This is a genomic window from Nitrosomonas sp. Is24 (assembly GCF_033063335.1).
Taxonomy (GTDB): Bacteria; Pseudomonadota; Gammaproteobacteria; order Burkholderiales; family Nitrosomonadaceae; genus Nitrosomonas.
Window position 1 is genome coordinate 2028858 of the sequence record NZ_JAWJZG010000001.1, and the last position, 25617, is coordinate 2054474.

The window sequence follows — 25617 nt, forward strand, 5'->3', positions numbered from 1 at the left end:
CAGCAGCGCCCGCTATCCGGCGGGATTCATTCATGACAGATTCCCCAAAGAACACACAAACCCGCTGGCAGAGCATCAAAAAAGCAGCGCAGTTTATCGCACCGTACCGGCGCCAGGTCGTCTACAGTTTGCTGGCGCTGTTATTTACCGCCACGATTACGTTGTCGATCGGGCAAGGTATCCGGTTGATGATCGACCAGGGATTCGCCACGCAATCCAAGGAACTACTCAGTCAGTATGTGGTGATCTTTTTACTGCTGGTGATCGCCTTGGCCGTCGGCACGTTTACGCGCTATTACTGGGTTACCTGGCTGGGTGAGCGGGTAATTGCCGATATCCGAAGTAAAGTATTCAACCATCTGATCCATCTGCATCCGGGTTTTTTCGAGGAGAACCGCAGCCTCGAAATCCAGTCGCGCCTGACTGCCGATATGACGTTACTGCAAACCGTGATCGGCTCGTCGGTATCGTTCGCATTGCGCAATTTGATCATGATGATTGGCGGCATCATCTGGTTATTTATCACCAACGTGAAGTTGACCGCGCTGGTGACGATTTGCGTGCCGCTGGTGGTAGTGCCGATCTTGATTTATGGCCGCCGCGTGCGGCAGTTGTCGCGCCAAAGCCAGGATAAAATCGCCGCGGTCGGTGCTTATGTCGGCGAAGTGCTGGGTCAAATTAAAACCGTGCAGGCCTACAATCACCAGTCCATCGATCAACGCACCTTTCACACGCAGGTTGAAGAAGCTTTCGCCGTTGCCAAACAACGCACCCTGCAACGTTCGTTGTTGATCACCCTGGTTATTTTGCTGGTGATGGGTGCTGTCGGATTGATGCTATGGGTCGGCGGTATCGATGTAATCGAAGGCCGGATCAGCGCAGGCGAATTGGCGGCGTTTGTTTTCTACAGTGTGATCGTTGGTTCCGCCGTTGCGTCGATTTCGGAGGTCATCGGCGAATTACAGCGCGCCGCCGGTGCCGCCGAGCGCACCATGGAATTGCTGCAAGCGCCGAATCGGATCCAATCGCCGGAAACCCCTCAACCTCTAACCAACGTATCGGGAAATATCGCCATCAATCAACTGTGCTTCGCCTACCCTTCCCGTCCCGATGTGCTGGCCATCGACAATCTGACACTGACAGTCCGGGCAGGCGAAACACTGGCGCTGGTCGGCCCTTCCGGAGCGGGCAAGTCGACGTTGTTTGATTTGCTGTTGCGTTTCTTTGACAGCCAGTCCGGCGCTATAAAACTGGAAGGTATCGATATCCGGCAGCTCGATCTTTTTGCCTTGCGCCGCTGCTTTGCGCTGGTATCGCAAACCCCGGCGTTGTTTTACGGCACCATCGGCGACAATCTGCGCTATGCCCGCCCCGATGCCAGCGATGCGGATGTGCAAGCGGCGGCTGAAGCGGCTTACGCACATGAGTTTATCTGTCAATTACCGCAAGGCTATCAAACGCATTTGGGAGATGCCGGTTTGGGTTTATCGGGCGGGCAAAAACAGCGGCTGGCGATTGCCCGGGCGATTCTGGCGGATGCGCCGGTGCTGTTGCTGGACGAAGCCACCAGCGCGCTGGATGCGCAAAGCGAATATTGGGTGCAGCAAGCATTGCAGCAGCTGATGCGCAATCGAACCACGTTGGTCATCGCGCATCGTCTGGCTACGGTGCAATCCGCCGGCCGGATTGCCGTGCTCGATCACGGACGGCTGGATGCGATCGGCACACATGCGCAATTGCTGCAATCCAGTCCGCTGTATGCACGGCTGGCGGCGTTGCAGTTTCAGTCACTCGTATCGACTGATCTGCTCTCGCTTAACTCGGCATCACGATAAGGCATGTAATCACTCGCGAAAGTCAATCCCGTTTTTTGCACGACCTCCGTTAAAGCGGAGCGCGCTACGTGCATTCCAAGCGCGAGGTGGATCAGCGTCACGACTGAGACCGACCGGTTAAGCACCAATTTAATGAGCTGAATGGCATCCACGCTGCCATCGGGATATACCGCGCCCATCAATGCCTCCGGCGGGGAAAATTCGAGCGGATCGACAATCGCCCGGATAGCGAGAAACGAAATGCCGGCATCGGCCGCCACTTTTGCCACGGCCGCCGATTCCATATCCGCCGCGCAAGCACCGGTAGCCTCACCCAACGCCAGTTTTTGCGCGCGGGTAGTGAGCGGCGCTTCACAAGATGTCAGGATTCCGTTCGTAACCGTGACGTGTTTTGACATGATACCGTGCAGCCGGTCGCGCCATTCCATATCCACCGGCAGGATCTCGCCGTCCATCATAACTGCTTCGGGCAATACCAGATCGCCGGGAATTAACTTGTCATCCAAGGCCGCAGCCACACCAAAACTGACTAAAGCATTAATGTTCTGCCCGCACAATTTCAATGCCGCCCCGCGCGCCGCGCTACCTCCTATGCTGCTGAGACACAACGAGGTTCTATCCCCGATATCCACCACTTGATAAAGAGGAAAACGACGTTTATCCACCAAACAGCTTGCTTCTGACTTCAGTGCCGTAACAACTCCGATAATCTTCAATTGATAGCCCCCCTTATCAAAACATGATAGCGCGCCGGCATCAGATTGGGAAGAATTTTGCATGACCATAACAACGCAAATTGAACGCGCACGGATTCTCGCCTATAAGACTGTAAACATAAAAAACGCCATTGGCACATTGGCACTACAGCGGCGATCGGACTTCTGGAGGTATCATTGGATTGATGGATGTGTCAGCATTTTGACAATAGTGATTACCAGCGTAATTGCGGTTTCTAATGGCGCATGTTCTCGCACAATTGATCTGATGTTTTTCCGGGAAAGATATTTGCGCTGATCCACGGCTTCTGAGTATCACAATATTGGCCTCATTTATTCAGTGTTAACCGGAAAGCACTGATTCTTTAGAAGCGTTTTACCGGGAGTTACGTAAACCCCCGGTGAAGTATCCGGTTCCGCGGTGCAGCAGCTAGCCTAGCATGACATCTGCGGTTACCGTTCAGTAATCCTCTGTTATTTTTGAGTTTCAATGCCTTGCTTATGACTCAAAAAGAAACTTCTTCTACTGATTTCCTGAACCCATTGCTTAGCCGGAATGATGGGAGAGAACATAATCAATCCCAGTATGACGGGAATAATTAATCCCAAGCAAACGGCCAGAATTCTTAGCGCAATATGCCACGGGGATACCGCATCAGGATCAACACCGACGTGCAATGGAATTCTGAGTATACTTTCTTCGGTTATTGTATTTTCTTCCCCGACTGAAAGGTACAGCGCGTAAAACCCTTCTTTGTCCAGTTCGATATGTGTCTCCACCATTCCCCGCGGGTACAGCTTCGCCGGTACTTCAAAAATGGTGCCGGTATCCTTGAAGTTTTCCACTTTCTTCTCATCCTGTCCGATCAGTTCTTGTTTAACCAAGCGGACACTGATAGGCGTTTCCCTTGCGTCTTCGTCAACCAGATCTGCGGTAAAGTAAAGCGAGCCCGTTTTGGGGATTTTTTTACAATAAGATCGTAACAATTTATTTCTATCTTTCCCTTTTATATTCTCCAGATCACCTTCAGGCTTCAGATAAGCACTGAAATAAATTGCGTACAAATCATTAGTGACGAGGCAACCCACCGTTTCGGTATAGTCAAATTGCACCGGGGCGGTTACATTTTTCTTGCTGCAGGCAGGTAACAGCAAAATGGTGCCGCATAATAGAATCGTTAATAACTGTTTGGTAGTGAATGGTTTCATCATGTAGTGCGCTCCATCGATAAGGAATATGGGTATTGAAGCTAGTCGGATTCCGCAACAGTAAAGTCAAATTTGCCCGAAACCGCGTGTGTATCCGCGGATATCACGCGGTACCGGACGGTGTAAGTATCCGGAGGGAGCTGCGGAATGCTGATATAGATATGCGAAGGATCCAGCACTTCCTGTTCAATATCCTTGTTATCAACACGTTTTCCCGCACTATTCATCACGGCAAGCGATTTGAAAGCGCTCCTGACATGCTCGTTAAACCAGACATCCACCTGCTTCGGTGACGTGGTGATGGTGCTATCCTTTTCAGGTACCGATTTCACCATGACAGCATGCGCGAAAGCGGCTTCCGGTAAGATTAAGAAAGTAATAAAGAACAAACACATCAGTAGATTCATTGAAAAAAAGATACTGCAACGTGCCATAGCGTTTCTCCTGTAAAAATGTAGTGATAGCAACCCACACCCTGCCGTCAGGCGTGATCGCGTGATGAATCAGTGCTATACATTATTCAAAAACATACCAAGCCAATTCACTGGAATGCTGCTTGTTTTTTTCCGTCCATACGGCTAAAAATCCATGTTTTGTCGCCACTAATTTGGGTTGCGTTGCGGAATACTTTGCTTCGGTCAAACGTTTGGGCGTTGACCAGGTCGCGCCGCCATCTTCTGATTTCGCGTAAAAAATACTCGCTCCATCCGGTTCCATTTCATTCCAAATGGCCGCAACAGCATTGCGATTGCGCGCCGCAATATCGCCATTCGTTGCCATACTCCCGAGTTTCCGGGGAATCGACCAGGTTTGGCCGTTATCGCTTGAAGAGAGATGATATAAACCGGATTTGTCTTCAACGCCGGTCCAAACAACACTGTGCAGTTGAGCGATATGGCCTGTGCCAGCAAATTTTAAAGCGCCGCCGACATGCGGACAGCCCTCGAATTTCCATTGAAAATCACCGACTGTGCTGGCGTGCCGCCAGGTTAATCCGGCATCGAGCGACTGCACCAGCGACATGTCGCGAGGCGCCGTATTGCGATAAAGAACAGCGAGTTTATTGTCAGGTGACAATGCCAATGTGTTCCAGCAGCATGAGCACGTGGAATCGTCCAGAGCAACCGGCTGACTCCACTGTTTGCCTTGATCAATCGACCGGGCATAGTGCAAACCTTGGTAACCATTTTCCATGGGATCCGCCAGCCAAACCGCGTGAAAATTACCTTTCCGGTCAGCAATCACATCGATGTGAGCTTGGCTGCCGTCATTGTCCATGGCCGGATTGGCGCCTCTTTTCCATGTTTGGCCAGCATCCGGGGAATAAGCGCTGACCATCGGTCCTATCGTTGGGAACTCGCCTTCAGTCTGCCACAGTGATACCAGATGGTTACCGTTGACCGCCAGTTGCACATCGTTTCCACGGCTGGCCAGTGCGGCAGGCAATGACTCATTTACAGTCACCGGATTTTTCCATTGCCGCCCGCCATCTTCAGAATGTGTATAGCGAATCGAGGCATGCTGATTTTGAGCAGAGCGTTTTCCACTCACAATGAGGTGGATAATTTCTTGATCCACATAAACGTCGAATGATGAAATATCATACAAACCCAGCGTCGATTTCGCATAAACCGTATTGTTTGCCGGATTGAGCGCGGTATTTTCCGGCGCTTCCGTGCTTAGCACCGGTCCCGGCAAGCAACCGAGGATCACTAAGCTGATCTGGCAAATTAATTTCAAGGAAACAATCAATCCGCTCTTTCTTCCGGATTGCATGTCATTGGTAATGGCGTACATCCACTGTTTCAATTCAGCAGCACCTTGAAAATATTGTTGTAGTCCTCCTTGGATAACGCGCCGCTAATGCCATGACGTTCATTATTTTTATTGATGAAGTAGGTTCTGGGTAACTCGCCATACCATCTGGAATCAATCTCATAGCGCAATTTTTGTGCATTTTCTTCGGCAAAAATCCAGTGCTCCAGATTGGTCAATTCGTTTTTCGCCAATACGGTTTGAACTAAGCCGGTTGCTGAGGCATCGTCGGCGGATAGCATCACGATATTGATTTCCGGTCTGCTTTTTGCCAGATCATGCAGCAGTGGCATTTTCTTCATGCAGGATGAACAAGTGGTCGACCAGATCACCAGCATGAAAGGCTTATCCGCATTGCTATCAAGCAATTTCTGATAACTGCCGGGAATAAAAGGTTTGAGTTGCACCTGCTCGGCACCGGCCGGTAAAACAAAACCGGATGACAGAATGAGTGCACATAGTAAAAATATTTTGCGTAAGGTCATGCTTTCCCCCTTTTGGTGATGAATTCCGGGTATCCCGGATCAAGTTAAATCTTCAATGTAAAGCTCAAGCGGAAACTCACCGGTTCTACCGGATGAAAGTGAAAATCCCTCACGCCGTCAGTCGATTCACCGGGCAGCCGCGATGTATAAAAATAAGTGATCGCGGGATCGTTACGATCGAGCATATTGAACACCTCGGCCTGCAAGCTTAATTTTTTGTTGACTTCATAACCGAGCATGGCAGACAGCAGAATCGTGGAATCCGAGCGTTTACTGTTGTCTTCGATTAAAGGGCGCGGCCCTAAGAAACGTAACCGGGGGCCACCGAAAAAACCGCCAAAAACATGATGAAAAGTAGCGCCAGTTGCAACCACTGCTTCGACCGAGTTCGGCACATAATTACCTTCATCCGGTACTTTATTGCGGAAACGTGCATGGGAAAAACTGACATCGGCGTCAAAGGTCAACCAATCCGTCGGCGAATAATAATTTGCAAACTCAAGCCCGTAGCGGCGGCTGGGGCGACTGGCCTCCGTCGTGCCGGCATCCCCGACAAATAGCAGTTCCGAGTCAATATCCAGCCACCACAACGCCAGCGTGCTTTGCAATCCTTTGATCCGCACCGTGCGTGCACCAACCTCCGCGCCGTAAGTACGGACCAGCGGATCGGCACGCTGAACGGAATCACCGCTGAGCGGATCGATACGGGTGTTGATGCCGCGCGCATCGTTGCTATGAAACCCAAGACCGCCATTCAGATAAAACTCGGTATCCGCCCACGGTCCTAGAACCATGCCAAATTTAGGACTGACCAAGCCATCGTAGCGTTCGCCCATGTTCTGTCTGATATTGCTGTGATTCACGTCAAAGCGGAAACCGTCGAAACGCAACCCCAAACTGGTACGTAACCAATCCGTCCAGGTCAGCTTGTTTTCCGCGTACGGACTGATGCTGGTTACCCAGATGGTATCCTGGCGCGTGATGCCGGTTCTTCTTTGTGCATGCGTTCTGGTCAGTGCGTTGTGAATATTATCGTTACGCACTTGCAAACCGAATGTGGTTTCTGAATCAACAGAACCGATAGTGTGAAAAATCGTGTGGCTGCCCTTGAAGCCGGTTGTCCAACGATCGTCCGGTTGGCCGAATTGATCGCCGCATGTATTAAAAAGAGCTGGATTGAATTGTCTCCCTGAATCCAATCCAGTTAAACCGGCACAGCCGACGGTGTTGGTGTATTCATTGTCATCCAGAAAATAGGTGAAGTTTGAGAACAGACCCAGCTTGGAATTCACCCCATAAACCATTAATTTAGTAATACTGTTCTCACCCCGGTGATGCCATTCACCAGTCAGGCTATAGCGCTGGCTGCTGCCGCCATCGGTAGGATCAAGCGCATCATAGCGGCCAATGACCCCTTGCTGCAGCGCGCGCCTTGGGATCTGATCGGTCGCTTTCCAATCGGACTTAGTGGCCATGGCGGTTACACTCCAGCCATGATTGCCGTACTCCTGGCTATATCGCAACAGACCGTTAAATTTCAAATAATCGTTGCCAACCGTCCACGGACCATTGTTGTGCACGATTTCTCCCGCATACAACAAATTACCCGTTCCTAATGCGCGGGAACCGGCGATCAATCCGCGGTAATAATCAAAGCTGCCTCCCGTGAATCTGACCATGGTTTCCGGTAGCTTTTTAAAATAGCGGATATTGGCCGAACCGGTACTGGAAAAATCTCCATTCTCGGCATAGTGCATGCCTTTTTTGTATTCCAGCGTTTCGATCAGTTCCGGAATGAGAAAATTGGTATCTGTCCAGCCTTGTCCGTGGGAATGCGATAATTGATTGACCGGCACGCCTTCAATCTGGGTTAGAAAATCGGTGCCGTGATCGAGATTGAATCCACGTAGAAAAAACTGATTGGCTTTGCCTTCGCCGCTGTGCTGTGTGGCGATCATGCCGGGAATGGTTTCCAGCACTTCCGCCGGACGCGTGATCGGCCGGAATTTGATCTGGGCTTGCCCCACGTTGCCTTGAGAAGCGCTATCGGCAACGCCTATCAGTGAATTGGCCCGCTCAGTCACACGCATCTCGTTAAATACCACCCATTTTGCTTTACCTGCTTCAGGCTTGATTTCCGTCATTGATCTGGGGGTTGTATTGATCAATTGAGCAGTTTCTTGGGCATGCACGTTGTTACCAACGAAAAAAGTCAGTGCCAATATCGCTAAACGCGCAATCAGTATGCCGGTGCCATGCAACAGTAAGGTGGCGAATACGAACCCGGAGGTATAGGAAATCAGACTGGCGGAAGCGGATATTTCCTGGCCATGCGCGTAGCCATGGAAAAAAGCAAACAGCGCGATGATCAGCATATTAAGCGGGGCGCTAAATTGAATTTTGCGGATAATGAATACATTGAGTAGCAGGACGGACAGAAGAATGATATTTTCCGTATAGGGTAGTGCGATATCCACTGCACCGGCAAATCCGCCAAGACTCATGACGCTGGCAAATACCAGGGGTAATACCCAGACAGCCTGTCCGCGCGATTGCGCGGCCCATATTCCTACCGCAATCATGGTCAGAATATGATCCCACCCTTCCAATGGATGATGAAAACCGTCGTGCCAATCACTGCTAATGACAAGCATCATGGCCGGGTTTTGCGGCAGGAAAAAAGATAACAGCATGAGTGATCCAAACGCGAGGATCATGGTCGATCGTTTCTCAGATTTTTGAGTAACTTGCGGCATTTGCTTGAGACTTGAGCTAAAGATAATTGCCATTATCTTCTTAACGCAAGAGGGTTCGAAAGTGACAAATTGCCACAGCGGCAATTTGTCACACTTAACCTAGAGCTGGATCGGAACGATTATTTGGATAGGGAAAAACACAAGCTGCCAGAATTTTTCCAAAAGACTGGGAATGATCCGATTCGATAAATACAATTCTGATCAGTGACTTATTCTGTAGCACAGCATGGTTATTGGATGTAATCCTGATAGACAGCGGCAAGTGACAATGTCCGATCGGCTCAAACAGAGTCGGGTCAATGGCACCGGCTTAGATTCAGGCCAACCCTGTACCGGCGGATTGAATAACCTTTGATAAAGTTTTGCGTGCCGCACGCATACCGGCACCCATTTGCAGCAACGTGCCGATACGAACTGCGCGTTTCAGCAGCAATGCCGTAAGGCGTAGCGGATTCACACCGCCATCGGGATACACGGCGCTGAGCAATGCTTCCGGTGGCGAGAAATGAAGCGGATCGATAATAGCGCGCACAGCAATGAACGGGATGCCTGCTGCTGCTGCCACTTGCGCCACGGCGGCGCTTTCCATATCCACCGCACAGGCACCGGTGACTTGCGCCAGATTGCGTTTGGCTTTTTCATCCGTCAGCGGCACAGCACTGTCCGCCAAGCCGCCGTTGACGAGGGTAATATCGATGGGCAGTAAACTTTGCAGCCGGTCACGCCATGCCAAATCAACCGGCAACTGTTCACCTGCGTGAATGACATCCGGCAAAACCAGGTCGCCTGGTTTTAGGGTGGAATCCAACGCGCCGGCAACACCAAAGCTCACCAGCGCCATCGCACCCTGTTGATACAACCCTTCGGCGGCCGCACCCGCAGCCTGCGCGCCCATGCCGCTTAACCACAAGCACGCATGGTCATTCAGCTGCACCATTCGATTGAATGGAATCCGCGCCGGTACTATGCAACTGGCTTCAGCCCGTAAGGCTGTCACCAGTCCGGTTACACGCACGCGGCGACTGTTCTGGTCAGCGCACGGTAACGCGCCAGCGCCCATATCGGGAAGAATTTTGAATAACCGTGATAGCGCAAATAGAACACGCGCGGAAAGCCAGGCGCAGTGAACCAAGGATCTTCCCACAAGTGATCGCTGGATTGATTGCGCAACAGATAATTAATTCCTTTGCGAACCGATTCGCTGTTGACCTCACCCGCTGCCATTAAGCCCAGTACAGCCCAAGCGGTTTGGAATGCCGTGCTGGTTTCGGGAAACCGCCCCGCCAGTTGCTTATCCAAATAAGAATCGTTGGTTTCACCCCAGCCGCCATCGGCTCTTTGCACCGATTCCAGCCACTTCACGGCGCGGCGCACGGAATGGTGTTGCATATCGAACTTGGCCAGTTGGAAAGCTTCCAGCACTGACCATGTGCCATAAATATAATTAGTGCCCCAGCGCCCGAACCAGGAACCGTCTTGCTCCTGTTCGCGCAACAAAAAGCTGATGCCGCGCCACACTTCGAGCTGGTGCCTGCCATATTTTCCCAGCAAACCGACACAACGTGCCGTCACATCGCTAGTGGGCGGATCGATCAGAGCGCCATGATCGGCGAAAGGAATTTCATTCAAATAGTGATGGGTGTTATCGATATCAAAAGCGGCAAAACCGCCATTACGCGATTGCATGCCTGCCAGCCAATTGGCTGCGCGCTCCAGCGATTTATGATGCCGCTCCGCGCCGCCTTGATCCAACGCCCATGCCACAGCGGCAGTATCGTCCAGATCCGGATAATGCGGATTGGCGTACTGAAACGCCCAGCCGCCGCCCAACAATTCGGGGCGTTTGTCGCGCCAGTCGCCCGGCTCGTCCAGAACCTGCTGTTCAACCAGCCAATCCAATGCTTGCAACACCGGCTCCTGACCGGTGGTTGGATCTTCCTGCAATGCCAAGCTGGTCAATACCGTATCCCAGACCGGCGATGTACAGGGCTGACACCAAATGCGCTCGCCTTCGTCGACCAGCAATCCACGCAGCGCGTTACGGCATTGCACTCGATTAGGGTGATCATAGGCATAGCCCAACAGCGTCAATGCTTCATGCGCATTAACCATGGCCGGAAAAATCGCACCGATACCGCACTCGCCATTCAGACGTTCAAGCGTCCAGCGTTCCGCTTTACGGATCGAATATTGCCGGATTGATTGCGGCAGCTTCGGCTCCACCCGCGACAAAATACGCTCAACCAGCATAAATGCGCGCTTCAGAACGGTATCCGCTCTGGGAAAATAATTTTTTTCCTCTTCCGGCGGCACGATAAACAATTCGCGAATATTCACTTTACGCGGATTGATCGCACGCGCTTTCATGGTGCACAGAATGGACAGCGGTATCATCACGGTACGTGACCAGTACGAAACTTTGCTGATATGAAAAGGAAACCAGCTTGGCAGCAGCACCAGTTCCGATGGCACCACCGGCACGCCACGCCACGGGATCTGATCGTACATAGCCAGCAACAAACGCGTGAACACATTGGCTTTGGCTGCCCCGCCGCGTTCCAAAATAGCTTCCCGTGCGCGCACCATGTGCGGCGCATCAGTCGAGTCCCCCACCAGCTTCAGCGCATAGTACGATTTGATCGTGCAGCTGATATCAAACGCGCCGCCATAATAGAGCGGCCAGCCGCCGTGCGTCATGTCCTGCTTGTCACGGATAAAACGGGCGATCTTGTTTTCCAAAATCACGTCGATCTCATCCATGAAGTGCATCATTAAAATATACTCGGCCGGGATCGTGCAGTCCGCTTCCAGCGGAAAACACCAGTGTCCGTCCGGATTTTGTAATGCCAGCATGGCTGTACGAGCTTGGTCAAATTTCGTTTCCAGCTCGGCGGTGTTGATACCATCCTGATTCAGGGTTGTTGCCGTATCCGATTCAGGGGTTTCACCGTTAACCGTAAAATCACTTTGTTGCTGCGATAGATTCGCTACTCTCTGAAGTCCGTCCATATATTCCTAACACTGTACGTTACAAATTCCCCAATGGATAAAACACTTGCTGCGATCCAAACTGATTTTATTTTTACATAAGAGCGGCTTCCTGCCGATGCCTTGCTGCAAAAGCCATGAAACGATGATTATACCGGCTCGTTACTTTTGCTTTTTTCCGTCTTTTTCAAAAGGATTATCCTGAAAATGCTCATAGTCATAAAGATCTAATGGCAGTTTGCCATCATGCACGAGAAATTCGCGTTGTTGCAACGAGGCTTCCCGCACAAACAAATAGGGATCGATTGCAGCTTCATCGCGAATTCGCATCGGACCGATCAAGCGCGCGCGCTTATCGATCGCCCCCAGAATGGTCAGAGGAGCCGCGAAGTAGGAACCCACCACAAGACCGGCATAAAAAAGCACATTGGTGAAAATACCGACGGGAATATTCGTGACGTCACGTTCACTGCTGGGCCCCACGAGCGGAATAAACAGATAAGATCCTGGATTTACTCCCCAGACACCCAGCGTTTGGCCGAAATCCTCATCATGCTTTTGCAGCCCCATATGCGTCGCCATATCAAAAAGTCCGAACATACCGACTGTTGAATTCACAAAAAAACGTAAGGTATCCGAGGCACCCTGCGTCACTTTTCCCTGCAGAAAAGAATTCAGTGCAACGTTCGGATAAGACAAATTATCGTAGAAATTTCCGATCGACCGCTGCGCAGCATTGGGAACATAATCAATGTAAGCATTCACAATCGGCACAAACACGGTCCGATCCACTTTGTCGGTAATATCGTAGGAAGCGCGATTAATTTTTTCGTGCGGGTCGGCCGGATCCAAATCCTGATTGCTATTTTTTGGAGCTGATACACAGCCTTGCAAAGCAACAATGCTGATAAACAATAAAACAACCATTAAGCGGCTATGATTAATTATCGAATTTGTATTTCTCAAGATACGAATATTCTCATTCATTTACGTGTAAAACAATTAACCTGTAAATTTCATAGCAGAAAAACCATTGATCCGCTCTGCGGATGATCTGAGCAAATAAACTTCTGGCTTCTGAATCAACTGATAACGGCGAGCTCCATTTACTATTGCTACCCGCCTGTTCTTGTGTCATTTTTCCAGTCAAAAATTAATCCAGCCGAAGTATACACTACTACTTTGACATCATGTTTTGCTGCCTCAGCTATTCCGGTTTTTGACCGGATATGCTTTATGCTCCGGATTAATCTTGTTGAGGGTGTGCACTAGGCTAAAGAACGCACTACTCAGCTTTCTCGTTCCCCGTGAACCATTTCGACTAACTTCAAAGCTTGCAATTCCATTTCTATGACGATGTCGTCGACTTTGGCGCGAAAATGACGGTAGAAAATCATGCTGGGAATCGCCACCAGTATCCCGAAAGCCGCATTATACAAAGCGACTGAAATTCCGTATGCGAGTTGCGCCGGGTTGCTGCCCGTTGGAGAATTCGAACCGAAAATCTCGATCATACCCACCAATGTTCCAAACAAACCCATCAAAGGACTCAATGCCGCAATCGTCCCCAGCGTTGTCAAATAGCGATTCAGATCGTGCGCGATCACCCGGCCCGATTCTTCAATGGATTCTTTCATCACTTCGCGGGTGCTTTTAACATTTTTAAGCCCGGCGGCAAGAATTTGCCCCAGCGGCGAGTGCTGCTGTAAGCGCGCCAGCATCTCTGCATTCACACCATTACGTTTATATTCGTTCAACACCCTGGGCAGCAATTCCTTTGGTGAAACAATACGCAACCGCAATGTCCACATGCGCTCCCCGATGATGCCCAAAGCCACGACAGAAGCAATGATGATCGGCCAGATTGGCCATCCGGCCGCTTGAATTAACGATAACACGTGATAATCTCCTCACTCTCTATATAGATCCGGGTATTATTCTGTGGCTTACTATATTACCCGATTAATTGATTTCGTAATGATGCTCGATTCGGCATGCAATGTATCGTGATCGCCGTTTTGCTGCAAAAAAATACCGATTTTCTATCCACAATTTCTGTGGATAAGTTTGTGAGTATGTGACCAATACGAGAATTAAGTTGCCCAATTCAAACATTTTTTCTAGTTTGATTATTTTTTAATCTCGAATGATACTGATTAATAAACAATAATTTACTTTAAAATTATAGCATTCTCCAGGACTTAAACGCTACACCGGCTCTGTTTCGATCAACAGGTGAAGATTGCCGATCTCTATGATGAATCTATTTCCAATATCCAGTCTTACGCATAAAGTGCTCACCGTCAGCGAACTGAACAGCAGCACCAAGCTATTCCTGGAACAGAATATTCCGCTGCTGTGGATCAAAGGTGAGATCTCGAATTTGAAGTGCTATCAGTCCGGTCATTGGTATTTTTCCCTCAAGGACAGCAATGCGCAAATCCGTTGTGTGCTATTCAGTCACAGAAATCAATATATCGATTGGCAACCAAAGGATGGCATGCAAGTAGAAGTGCTTGCTCTGGTCACCCTCTATGAACCACGCGGCGATTTTCAGCTCAATATTGAAACAATCCGGCGCGCCGGATTGGGCGAATTATTTGAGGCTTTCGAGCAGCTTAAAGCCAAGCTGGAAAAAGCCGGATTGTTTGATCCGGTCAAGAAAAAACCGTTACCCGCATTCCCCAAACAAATCGGTATCGTCACTTCTCCAGATACGGCTGCACTGCGCGACGTGCTAACGACATTGCGGCGCCGCATGCCATCCTTGCCGGTAATCATCTACCCGGTGCTGGTACAGGGAAAAACTGCCGCCAGCACCATTGTGGACGCCATCACAGTTGCAAACCGGCGCGCGGAATGTGATGTGCTGATACTGTGTCGCGGCGGCGGCAGTATTGAAGATTTGTGGGCATTCAACGAAGAAATGGTTGCAGCCGCCATAGCTGCCAGTGAGATTCCGGTTATCAGTGGCATTGGGCATGAAACTGATTTTACCATCGCGGATTTTGTTGCCGACATTCGCGCCCCCACGCCAACGGCAGCCGCCGAACTGGCTAGCCGGGATCATAAGGAATTAAGCCAACGCCTGAATGCATTGCACCAGCGCATGTACCGCATTACGCTGCATCGTATAGAAAATGCGATGCAGCGTGCCGATATGCTGTCGCATCGCTTAATTCATCCGGGTGATCGCATCAAACAGCAATCCATTCATTTGCAGCATCTGCAAGACCGCTTCCGTACGACTTGGGCGCATCAAGTGGAAAGGAAACAATGGAAATTACTCGAATTCAATCAGCGCTTAATGGCAGCAAGCCCCAATATTACTGACATGGAAAAGCAGCAAAAAGAATCGATTGCACGTTTTCGTGCTGCTTATATCCGTCATTTTGAAACCTTGGCGATTGAGCTGCACCATGTACAAGCGCAATTATGTCATTTAAATCCGCAATCGGTTTTGGAACGCGGGTACAGCATTACGTATGCCGCAAACAGCATCATCGTTCGTGACAGCAAACAAGTTCATTACGGCGATCGAATTCAGGTAAAATTTGCGCACGGAACGTGTGAGGCGGATATCACAAAAACCGGTGATTCCTGACATAACGCACGCATTTAATTCTCACTTAACAAGAACAACAAGGACGAAACTATCGATGCCAAAAACTTTTCTGATCCTGGGTATACTGAATACGGTTTTATGCATCGCATTGGGCGCTTTCGGCGCACATGGCTTAAAGCAGTTTTTATCAGCCGATATGCTGTCGGTTTATCATACCGGTGTGCAGTACCATTTTTATCACGCCTTTGGAATTATTGTCATCGGCCTGCTCCTGCTGCATTTCCCGAAATCCCGGTTAATGCCGGTGTCAGGCTGGTTGATGATGGCAGGCATTGTGCTGTTCAGTTTCAGTCTCTACGCACTGAGCGTAACCGGAACAAGGTCACTTGGCATGATCACACCCTTCGGCGGTGTTTCATTCCTCACCGCCTGGATATTGCTGGCTTATGCGATCTGGAAAGAAAAATGAAATGACCATTTACCCATATTTCTGCTTACTTGGCCATTTTCCGGTGTGAAGCAGCCATTCCCGTATTACGCTCCGCTGCTTTTGTATATTCCCGCAATAAAGCTTCGTGGTGCGCCTGGAAATCTTGACCTTCTCGACCGTAATACTCGCTATGACGCCGATATTCTTCCAATAATTCTTTTTGTGCCTTGGCTTTTGCAGTCATTTCGTTAGCTTCTTTTTCATACATCTCAGCTAATCCGATATGATCGAATTTAGTTGTAGCCTGGGCTTCAGCTTTATCCATTTTCCCTAATTCTGCAATAGATGCACTTGAGACAAATAAAGTAGAGGTAATCAACGTTATAATCAATATCTTTGTTCGCATGGCAAATTTCCTCGATTGAATAAATGAAAAGTAAATTCCAGTGCTACTCTAAATATTCGATGAACTGAATATGTTCATCATAGCAAACTATCTGAAATCCACAAATACTTTGTGGACAAACTGAGCAACCAATTCGATTGAGAGAAGAAACAAATGAGACTATTATTCTTATTTATTCTGCTTTGCTGTACCGGTCTTCTAGGCTACGCGCAATACTTGCAGCATGTGGAAGGATTACTGCCTTGTCCATTATGCGTAGCACAACGCGTTGCTTACTGGATGTTAGGATTGACTGCACTAATGGCGTTTCTGCATAAGCCAGGAGTGATCGGGCGGCGGATTTATGGTTTCTTGTTGAGCGTATTCGCGCTGACGGGTGCAGTCATTGCCGCACGGCATGCGTGGTTAATACGATTTCCGGAAGCATTTGAATGCGGCATCAGTCCGGAAGAAGCTTTTCTAAATTCCTTACCGATTGCCGCTTGGTGGCCTGGAATGTTTGAGGCTAATGGCGATTGCGCCAATATCGATTGGAAATTTTTAACACTGACAATCCCGGATTGGTCATTAATCGCTTTTGCGGGGTTTGGAATTCTGGCGCTTTATGTACTATTGGCCAAAAAATAACGCCGGATTACAACCGGAAACTATCCCCGCGGATGGTGTTTGGCATGCAGCTGCTTCAGGCGCTCACGTGCAATATGCGTGTAAATCTGCGTAGTAGAAATATCGGCATGACCCAATAGCAGCTGCACAACACGTAAATCGGCGCCATGATTCAATAGGTGTGTGGCAAAGGCGTGACGCAAAGTATGCGGAGATAACTGTTTATCTATCCCGATAATCTGCGCATAACGTTTGATAAGGTACCAGAACGCTTGGCGCGTCATAGCTGCACCGCGTGCTGTGACAAATATGGTATCTGTAACAATGCCATTTAGCAGTGCAGGTCTGGCTTCTTTAGTATATCGGCTTAGCCATTCGAGAGACTCTTCACCCAGCGGCGCAAGACGCTCCTTTCTGCCCTTTCCCATGACCCGCAAAACCCCCATATCCATGCTCACTTGCGAGTATCTTAAATTGATCAACTCAGATACGCGCAATCCACTGGCATACAACACCTCCAGCATGGCACGATCACGCAAGCCAAGTGGATGCTGCAAGTCAGGAGCACTCAACAACAGGTCCACTTCTTTTTCTGTCAAACTTTCCGGCAAGCTGCGCTGCAATTTAGGTGTTTCGATATTGAGACTGGGATCGGTAGTAATTTTTCCCTGGCGCAATAGAAAACGATAGAAGCGCTTCAGACTGGATAATTCCCGGCTGGTAGTGCTCGCCTTGATCTTGGCGGATACTCTGGATGCCAAAAATTCAAGCAAATCGGAGTGCGTTGCGTCGGTTAGCACACTATTACCTTGATTGCGTTTTCTGAGCCATTCACCAAATAACTGTAAATCATTGCGATAGCTGTCCAGTGTGTTCCGCGACAAACCATCTTCCAACCATAAGGCGTCGGAAAATTCGTCGAGCAGACCGGCGTTTAGTTCAGGTGCTCTCATGGCGCAATAACCAACGCTTGATTTCTAAAGGGTTGCCTTCGCTCGCATTCATAAAGCCTCCTAACCCGCCATTTTTGGCAATAACACGATGGCAAGGTATTACAATCGGAATCCGGTTAGCGCCGCATGCCCCGCCTACTGCCCTTGGTGCGGAATGGAGTTGCGCTGCAATTTCAGCATAACTGCAGGTTGCTCCACTCGGAATTGCCTGAATCGCTTGCCAGACACGCTGTTGATGGGTTGTACCGCTGATATGTAAACTTAAATCAAAAACAAAATCGGGCTCGTTGAGATAGGCTTGCAGTTGCCGGCATACTTCTCTTGCTAACAAAGTCTGTGGTGCTAATAGTGGTGTGTCAACGGGCAAATAATCAATGGCCGTAAGCCAATCTTCTTCTGTTCGGATACCGAGAACAGCAAACGGCGCGAGTAGTTTAGCCTGATATGATTTGATCGAATCGTCAACGACCTGAATTCTTGTTGATCTACCCACTGTGTGCCCGGCTATTAACTGAAAAATTGTTGAATACTATTTATTGTGTCCCAAGAATGGACAGTTGGAATACATAGAAGTTTCAGAAGAAATTTGAATCTTCCGGCATCAACTCGATGACGCCGGAAGATTATCGAAAGTAGAGAAGCAGAATTAAACTTAGGATTTCAGTAGCAACAATTCGTTAAGCCTTTTCACGAAAGCGGCTGGATCTTCAAGCTGACCACCTTCCGCCAACAATGCCTGATCAAATAATAAATGACTCCAATCCTCGAAATTTTCGACCTCGTTTTTCAATCGCTGCACCATCGGATGATGCGGATTGATTTCCAGGATCGGTTTGGCATGAGGCACATTTTGTCCTGCTGATTTCAGCAATCTTTCCAAATTACCGCTCATATCATAGGTATCCGCAACGAGACAAGCGGGCGATTCAGTCAAGCGAAAAGTAACACGCACATCTTTTACTTGTTCACTGAGTGTTTGTTTCATTTTTTCTGTTAGTTCCTGGAAGGCGTTGGTTTCTTTTTCACGTTGTTCTTTTTCGACTTCATCCTCCAGATTTCCCAGATCCAAACCACCTTTGGCGACTGACTGCAACGGCTTACCTTCAAACTCAGTTAGATTGCTGACCAACCATTCATCCACCCGATCCGATAGTAATAACACTTCTATGCCTTTCTTACGAAACACTTCCAAGTGAGGGCTATTTTTAGCTGCCTTAAGGCTATCTGCCGTTACGTAATAAATCTTTTCCTGACCTTCTTTCATGCGCTGCACATAAGCTTCCAGCGAAATCGTTGGCTCGTCGACATCGCTCTGTGTGGTAATAAAACGCAACAATTTCGCAATGCGCTCACGGTTAGAAAAATCTTCTCCAACACCTTCTTTTAGAACTTGGCCAAATTCCCGGTAGAAAGTTTTATATTTTTCTTTTCCATCTTCATCCTCACTTTTGGACAAATCCTCGATCAAGCCCAATACTTTTTTAACCACGCCAGCTCGGATTGAGTCGATGTCTTTGGATTCCTGCAAGATTTCACGAGACACATTTAGTGGTAAATTATTAGAATCAATCACACCACGAACAAAACGCAGGTAATTTGGCAGCAATTTTTCTACGTCATCCATAATAAATACCCGCTGCACATATAACTTGATACCGTGCCGGCGTTCGCGATCGAATAAGTCAAAAGGCGCACGCGCAGGAATATACAACAGCTGTGTGTACTCTTGTTTACCTTCTACGCGCGCATGCAGATACGCCAGCGGTGGTTCAAAATCATGCGCCACGTGCTTATAAAATTCATTGTACTGATCAATGGTAATATCATTCTTGGAACGTGCCCACAGCGCATTAGCTTGGTTAATCGTCTCATCTTCATCGGTAATTTTATTTTTCTTCTCTTCTTGCGACCATTCTTCCTTTTTCATTACGATCGGCAGTGTAATATGGTCGGAATATTTGCGAATGATATTGCGAATACGCATGCCGTTGAGAAAATCGTCCTCGTCCTTGCGCAGATGCAAGATGACGTCGGTACCTCGTCCAGGCTTTGCGACGGTCTCCAGAGTGTAATCCCCCTCACCGCTGGATTCCCAGCGCACGCCGTGCTCTGCAGTCAATCCTGCACGCCGGGTGATCAGAGTGACTTTATCAGCAATGATAAATGCGGAATAAAAACCAACACCGAATTGACCGATTAAATGCGCATCTTTAGCTTGATCGCCAGTTAAAGAATTAAAGAATTCGCGAGTACCCGATTTCGCGATGGTTCCAATATGGTCAATAACTTCTTGCCGCGACATCCCAATGCCATTATCGGAAATGGTGATTACTCGTTCGTCAGCATCGTAACTTACACGGATTTTAAGATCGGAATCAGTTTCATACAGTGCCGCATCAGTGAGCCCCTCGAAACGCAATTTATCAGCGGCATCGGAAGCGTTTGAAATCAATTCACGCAAGAAAATTTCCTTATTACTGTATAAGGAATGAATCATGAGTTTAAGCAATTGTTTCGCTTCCGTTTGGAAGCTTAATTGTTCTTTGGTTGTTTCAGCTTGCACGTTTATCTCCTCAAATATTTTGCGTAGTTATGGGGATTACATCGAGAAATTCAAGATGATCTGATGACAAATTAATATTTTCAATTAATCTGGCGAGTTTTCCAAAAAATATTTTTTGGAAAACAGTAAATAAAGAGTAAAGCTGGAATGGAAAATTAGAAAGAAATGACTACTCAATTAACTATGATCGTTACTTTGAGTAGTCATTGTGGAATCATCACAAAGGTGTCACCTGCATACACCCGATATCGATTGCATTACTACATAGAGCTTTGGATTGCGTAAAGACTCAATCCCATCAAGGATTGAGGAAATATACCCAGCGCTAACACAGCAAAACCATTGGCGCTCAACAGAATCTTCACATCACTGTTAGGTACAAGCGGCTCTGTTGTTTCAGGTTCATCAAAATACATCAGTTTAATTATACGCAGATAGTAAAATGCGCCAATCAGTGAGAACAATACCGCTGCAACCGCCAGCCAAACATATCCTGCATTGACAACTGCTTGCAACACGGCAAATTTCGCATAGAACCCAATCATCGGCGGTATGCCTGCCAGCGAAAGCATCAGCAGTAACGTAATGAAAGCATACCAGGGGCTTCTTCTACTAAGTCCTTTGAAATCATCAATATTTTCAGCCTCAAATCCGCTCCGGCAAAGCAACATGATCATGGCAAAAGTGCCTAACGTCATTAATACATAGGCAATGACATAGAATAATGCTGAGCTATACCCGTTTGAATCTGCACTGATAAATCCAAGCAATAAGAAACCCATATGGGAAATGGTTGAGTACGCAAGCATACGTTTGATATTGGTCTGAGCGATCGCGGCTAAATTACCCACAGCCATCGACAGAACAGCCAGAATCACTAACATGCCTTGCCAATCCGAGACCATTTCACCCATACCTTCAACCAGCAGACGCATTACAAAGCCAAACGCTGCCAATTTTGGCGCGGAACCGATAAATAACGTTACTGCCGTGGGAGAACCTTGATAAACATCAGGAGCCCACATATGAAAAGGCGCAGCACTAAGCTTGAAACTGATACCGGCTACTATGAACACCAAGCCAACGACCAATACTTCTTTGCTACTTGCTTCGCTTTGAATAATTTGAGCAAGTTGTGAAACATGCAAGGTTCCGGTCGCTCCATAGACCATCGACATGCCATACAGCAAAAATCCGGATGCTAAAGCGCCTAACACGAAGAATTTCATAGCAGCTTCCGTAGCTACGATAGACTCGCGCCTTAATGCCACCAATGCATACAACGATAACGAAAGTAACTCTAAGCCAATATACAATGTTAGAAAATGACTGGCGGAAATCATCACCATCATTCCCAAGGTTGCAAACAAAATCAAGCTGAAAAATTCGCCTCGCAGCATACCGCGATCACTTATATACGCATGGGAATACACGAGTACCGCCGAAACAGTGCCATACACCATCAGTTTCAAGATATCAGCCATCGTATCGTCAACATACATCCCATGGAAAGTGTGTTTAATTTCTGTTGAAAATGATACGAAGGTCAGTATCGCACAACCCAATAGCGTTACCTGCGTCAACAGATAAGCGACATAACGTCGACTGTCACCCGCTGTAAGATCAGCCAGCATAACGACGCACACCATGATGAGCATAAATATCTCAGAAGAAGCTGGCGCAAAATCAGGTGGTATAAAATTCATTAATTCTTAATCCTTATATGAGGAAATACTTATATCAGGAATTATTACTGTCTCGGATTGATTTATTTAAAGTTTGCTGTTGTTAACATGCGATAACAATTGATCAACTGTCGTATGCATGACCTCAGTTAGCGGGTAGGGATACACACCAAACCATAATACGGTGATAGCCAGAATGGCCAATAATGCAAATTCACGTTTGGATATGTCCTGCAAACCTTCAACTGCAGGATTTGCAATGGCACCGAATATTACTCGTTTATACATCCACAATGTATAAGCCGCGCCAAATATCAGTGTTGTTGCAGCCAGGAATGCATACCAAAAATTAACTTTGACGGCACTCATGATGACCATGAATTCCCCAACAAACCCGCTCGTTCCAGGTAATCCAGCATTCGCCATTGCAAACAACATAAAAAATGCTGCAAATGCAGGCATTTTATTCACTACCCCACCATAATCTGCAATTTGCCGAGAATGTAACCGGTCATACAACACACCGACACAAAGGAACATGGCACCAGAAATAAAGCCATGAGAAATCATTTGCACCATGGCACCTTCTATTCCATAGGTATTCAACAAAAAGAAACCTAAGGTCACAAATCCCATATGCGCCACAGATGAATAAGCAATCAGTTTTTTCATGTCGGCTTGCATTAGTGCGATCAAACCGATATACACAACGGCTATTAAAGACAGCGCTATCATCATGTCGGCCAGATAAAGACTGGCATCGGGCGCTATCGGTAACGAGAAACGTAGAAATCCGTATCCGCCAAGCTTCAACAGAATTGCCGCTAAAACGACAGATCCTCCAGTTGGCGCTTCAACGTGCGCATCCGGTAACCAGGTATGCACCGGCCACATTGGTACTTTAACTGCAAAAGCCAGCAAAAATGCAATAAATATAAAAATCTGCGGTGTCAGTGGAATAGCTAGTTTGTGATAATCCTCAATCGAGAAGCTACCTTCCGATGCTTGATACAAATAAATAAGTGCGATCAGCATGAGCAGGGAACCAAGCAATGTATATAGGAAAAACTTGATTGCGGCATAAACCCGATTAGGGCCACCCCAGATACCAATGATCAAAAACATTGGAATCAACGAAGCCTCCCAAAACACATAAAACAACATAGCATCCAGCGAAGCAAAAACACCATTCACAATACCGGACATGACAAGGAACGCGCCCATATATTGAGATACACGTTCTTTAATAACTTCCCATCCGGCGACAACAACCAATGGGGTGATGAAACAGTTTAACAAAATGAGTGGCATCGATATGCCATCCACTCCCAGGTGATAATTCACATTGAATCGTTCAAACCAAACATGATTTTCCACAAACTGCATTGCACCTGTGGCGACATCAAAATTGCTATACAGCGGGATTGCAACCAGAAAACCGAATATCGATCCTGCCAGCGCTAACCAGCGAGCGAGTTGCGCGTTACTGTCTTTTCCAGTTGCAAAAACGGCAATACCAAAAACAATGGGCAGCCAAATAATCAAGCTCAATAGTGGGAATTCAAACGACATGCTTATTCCGTTTTATTTGTTAGTACTTATTTACGTATTCGAATTATTGCTATTTAGGATTCACTACTATCTTGAAAGTTAGTAAAGCCATAGCGTCAAGATAACAAATATACCGACAATCATAGTGAATGCATAATGATAGATATAACCTGTCTGATACTGCCGTACCAAAGCTGCTGATAGTGCAACTACTCGAGCTGCACCGTTCACAAAGAAACCATCAATCACCTTAATATCGCCATACTTCCATAAAGCTGTCCCCAAAGCGCGTGAACCGCCAGCAAATAACCATGAATACAATTCATCAATGTAGTATTTACGATCCAGCAAGTTATATAAGAAACCACAGCGGGCTTTAATTTTTTCAGGAATATCAGTTCTCACGTTATATAAAAACCAAGCAGTGAATATACCCGCAACTGACAGCCAGAAAGGTATCGTCGATAAAGCATGCAACATCATGCCAAAAATTCCGGTAAATTCTGCTCCTAATTTCACGATCGCATCGTGTTGTGGCAAGACATGAATTACATTATTAAAATAATCACCAAAAACGATCGGACCGATAAACCATCCGGCTGCTATTGTCGGTACAGCAAGGACCATCAATGGTAAAGTAACCACCCAAGGTGACTCATGCAGATGATCTTTGGTATGCTTATCCATTCTAGGTTTGCCATGAAATGTCATGAATATCAAACGGAATGTGTACAATGCGGTGACAAAAACCGTTGCCAATACACAGAAATACGCGAAACCGGCACCTGGGATATTGGCAAAATGAACAGCCTCAATGATTGCATCCTTAGAGAAAAAGCCGGAAAAACCGGGCACACCGGCACTCGCTAATGCTGCGATAAACATCGTCAAATAAGTAATAGGCATATAACTTTTAAGTCCACCCATTTTCTGCATATTTTGCTCATGATGCATGGCTATGATGACTGAGCCCGCGCCCAAGAATAAAACAGCTTTAAAAAAAGCATGAGTCATCAAGTGGAAAATCGCAGCCGAATAAGCGGAAGCGCCCAATGCAACCGTCATATAGCCTAACTGGGATAATGTGGAATACGCGACAACCCGTTTGATATCATTCTGAACCACCGCAACCAATGCCATAAATAAGGTGGTAATACCGCCAATAATCAAAATTGTGGTTAGTGCGATATCCGACAACTCAAATAGAGGGGACATGCGCGCCACCATGAAAATGCCTGCTGTCACCATAGTAGCCGCATGGATCAATGCTGAAATTGGAGTGGGGCCTTCCATAGAATCAGGTAGCCACACATGCAGTGGAAATTGCGCAGATTTACCCATTGCACCAACAAACAATAGGATACAAATCAGCGTTATCACCAGCCATGGCATACCGGGGACTAATTCAACCTTTTCGTCTACTATTCCCGGTGCTTGTGCAAAAACCGATGCATAATCCAAGGTGCCAAAATGCATTAACACCAACGCAATCCCTAAAAGAAAGCCAAAATCACCAACGCGGTTAACTAAAAAAGCCTTTAAGTTGGCATAAATTGCAGTCGGGCGAGTATACCAAAAGCCAATTAATAAATAAGAAACCAAGCCAACTGCTTCCCAGCCGAAAAATAACTGTAAGAAATTATTCGACATCACCAGCATCATCATCGAAAAGGTAAACAATGAGATATAACTGAAGAAACGTTGATAACCTGGATCGTCATGCATATACCCAATGGTATAGATATGCACCATAAGAGAAACCAAACTGACTACAACCATCATGGTTGCGGTTAATTGGTCGATTAAAAAACCAACTTCAAATCGCGTTTCACCTGAAATTAACCAAGTATAAACACTACCGTTATAACTGTTACCTTCCAGGACATCTAAAAAAATAATGATCGATGCGACTAAGGAAACAAAAACCAATCCGATAGTTGCTCGATGACTCCATGTCGGTCCTATAAAACGTCCGAATAATCCAGCTATAATTGCACCGATCAACGGAGCTAGCGGCACCAGTAAGTAAAGTTTTTGCATCTCGATCAATTATT

The 25617-nt window shown here is 47.4% G+C and carries 21 protein-coding genes; 4 read left to right on the plus strand and 17 right to left on the minus strand.

The features are described from left to right. The first annotated feature begins 32 nt into the window (after positions 1-32). On the plus strand, positions 33-1835 hold the full coding sequence (locus tag R2103_RS09345) for an ABC transporter transmembrane domain-containing protein (RefSeq protein WP_317531169.1): 1803 nt from the start codon (positions 33-35) through the stop codon (positions 1833-1835). On the opposite strand, the gene R2103_RS09350 is transcribed toward R2103_RS09345, so the two are convergent. The 10 genes from R2103_RS09350 to R2103_RS09395 form a co-directional block, all read right to left on the minus strand. Then, complete coding sequence (locus R2103_RS09350) at positions 1784-2551, minus strand: phosphorylase (RefSeq protein ID WP_317531170.1); 768 nt, start codon at positions 2549-2551, stop codon at positions 1784-1786. The two genes, R2103_RS09345 and R2103_RS09350, sit on opposite strands and share 52 nt — an antisense overlap. A 474-nt stretch (positions 2552-3025) precedes the next feature. Beyond that, positions 3026-3763 carry a hypothetical protein gene (locus R2103_RS09355; protein WP_317531171.1) on the minus strand — a complete coding sequence of 246 codons (738 nt, stop codon included), beginning with the start codon at positions 3761-3763 and terminating at the stop codon, positions 3026-3028. 38 nt (positions 3764-3801) lie between these two features. Continuing rightward, a complete protein-coding gene (locus R2103_RS09360) occupies positions 3802-4194 on the minus strand; it encodes a copper resistance protein CopC (protein WP_317531172.1) in 393 nt (130 codons plus the stop codon). An 82-nt stretch (positions 4195-4276) separates the two neighbouring features. Then, positions 4277-5569: a sialidase family protein gene (locus R2103_RS09365; protein ID WP_317531173.1), complete on the minus strand. Its 1293-nt coding sequence runs from the start codon at positions 5567-5569 to the stop codon at positions 4277-4279. Next, entirely contained in the window at positions 5566-6060 is a 495-nt protein-coding gene (locus R2103_RS09370) for a TlpA family protein disulfide reductase (RefSeq protein WP_317531174.1), read from the minus strand. The genes R2103_RS09365 and R2103_RS09370 overlap by 4 nt, the downstream gene beginning before the upstream one ends. Positions 6061-6104: 44 nt before the next feature. After that, positions 6105-8753 (minus strand): TonB-dependent receptor domain-containing protein, encoded by a 2649-nt coding sequence (locus tag R2103_RS09375; protein ID WP_317531175.1) that lies wholly within the window; start codon positions 8751-8753, stop codon positions 6105-6107. Positions 8754-9132: 379 nt separating this feature from the next. Next, positions 9133-9831: a phosphorylase gene (locus tag R2103_RS09380; protein ID WP_317531176.1), complete on the minus strand. Its 699-nt coding sequence runs from the start codon at positions 9829-9831 to the stop codon at positions 9133-9135. After that, positions 9822-11825 carry a squalene--hopene cyclase gene (shc, locus tag R2103_RS09385; protein WP_317531177.1) on the minus strand — a complete coding sequence of 668 codons (2004 nt, stop codon included), beginning with the start codon at positions 11823-11825 and terminating at the stop codon, positions 9822-9824. The genes R2103_RS09380 and shc overlap by 10 nt, the downstream gene beginning before the upstream one ends. Positions 11826-11966: 141 nt before the next feature. Continuing rightward, entirely contained in the window at positions 11967-12719 is a 753-nt protein-coding gene (locus R2103_RS09390) for a VacJ family lipoprotein (protein ID WP_317531178.1), read from the minus strand. Between the two features lie 374 nt (positions 12720-13093). Continuing rightward, positions 13094-13702 (minus strand): MotA/TolQ/ExbB proton channel family protein, encoded by a 609-nt coding sequence (locus R2103_RS09395; protein WP_317531179.1) that lies wholly within the window; start codon positions 13700-13702, stop codon positions 13094-13096. Between the two features lie 359 nt (positions 13703-14061). Here R2103_RS09395 and xseA point away from each other — a divergent pair, with 359 nt between their 5' ends. Next, positions 14062-15408 carry an exodeoxyribonuclease VII large subunit gene (xseA, locus tag R2103_RS09400; protein WP_317532080.1) on the plus strand — a complete coding sequence of 449 codons (1347 nt, stop codon included), beginning with the start codon at positions 14062-14064 and terminating at the stop codon, positions 15406-15408. A 55-nt stretch (positions 15409-15463) separates the two neighbouring features. After that, positions 15464-15838 (plus strand): DUF423 domain-containing protein, encoded by a 375-nt coding sequence (locus tag R2103_RS09405; RefSeq protein ID WP_317531180.1) that lies wholly within the window; start codon positions 15464-15466, stop codon positions 15836-15838. Between the two features lie 25 nt (positions 15839-15863). Here R2103_RS09405 and R2103_RS09410 read toward each other — a convergent pair whose 3' ends face one another. Beyond that, positions 15864-16205, minus strand: a complete 342-nt coding sequence (locus R2103_RS09410) for a hypothetical protein (protein WP_317531181.1) — start codon at positions 16203-16205, stop codon at positions 15864-15866. A gap of 153 nt (positions 16206-16358) precedes the next feature. On the opposite strand from R2103_RS09410, the gene R2103_RS09415 reads away from it, so the two are divergent. Further along, entirely contained in the window at positions 16359-16832 is a 474-nt protein-coding gene (locus R2103_RS09415) for a disulfide bond formation protein B (RefSeq protein WP_317531182.1), read from the plus strand. Positions 16833-16852: 20 nt separating this feature from the next. Here R2103_RS09415 and xerD read toward each other — a convergent pair whose 3' ends face one another. The 6 genes from xerD to nuoL all read right to left on the minus strand — a co-directional run bounded on the left by xerD (position 16853) and on the right by nuoL (position 25603). Next, a complete protein-coding gene (gene xerD, locus R2103_RS09420; protein ID WP_317531183.1) occupies positions 16853-17764 on the minus strand; it encodes a site-specific tyrosine recombinase XerD in 912 nt (303 codons plus the stop codon). Continuing rightward, entirely contained in the window at positions 17751-18257 is a 507-nt protein-coding gene (locus tag R2103_RS09425; RefSeq protein ID WP_317531184.1) for a methylated-DNA--[protein]-cysteine S-methyltransferase, read from the minus strand. The genes xerD and R2103_RS09425 overlap by 14 nt, the downstream gene beginning before the upstream one ends. Positions 18258-18416: 159 nt before the next feature. Continuing rightward, the gene (gene htpG / locus R2103_RS09430; protein WP_317531185.1) at positions 18417-20327 is read right to left on the minus strand and encodes a molecular chaperone HtpG; all 1911 of its coding nucleotides are present in this window, start codon (positions 20325-20327) and stop codon (positions 18417-18419) included. A 260-nt stretch (positions 20328-20587) separates the two neighbouring features. Beyond that, a complete protein-coding gene (nuoN, locus tag R2103_RS09435; RefSeq protein WP_317531186.1) occupies positions 20588-22033 on the minus strand; it encodes an NADH-quinone oxidoreductase subunit NuoN in 1446 nt (481 codons plus the stop codon). A 66-nt stretch (positions 22034-22099) separates the two neighbouring features. Beyond that, entirely contained in the window at positions 22100-23584 is a 1485-nt protein-coding gene (locus R2103_RS09440; RefSeq protein WP_317531187.1) for an NADH-quinone oxidoreductase subunit M, read from the minus strand. Positions 23585-23662: 78 nt separating this feature from the next. Continuing rightward, on the minus strand, positions 23663-25603 hold the full coding sequence (gene nuoL, locus R2103_RS09445; RefSeq protein WP_317532081.1) for an NADH-quinone oxidoreductase subunit L: 1941 nt from the start codon (positions 25601-25603) through the stop codon (positions 23663-23665). Positions 25604-25617: the final 14 nt, after the last annotated feature.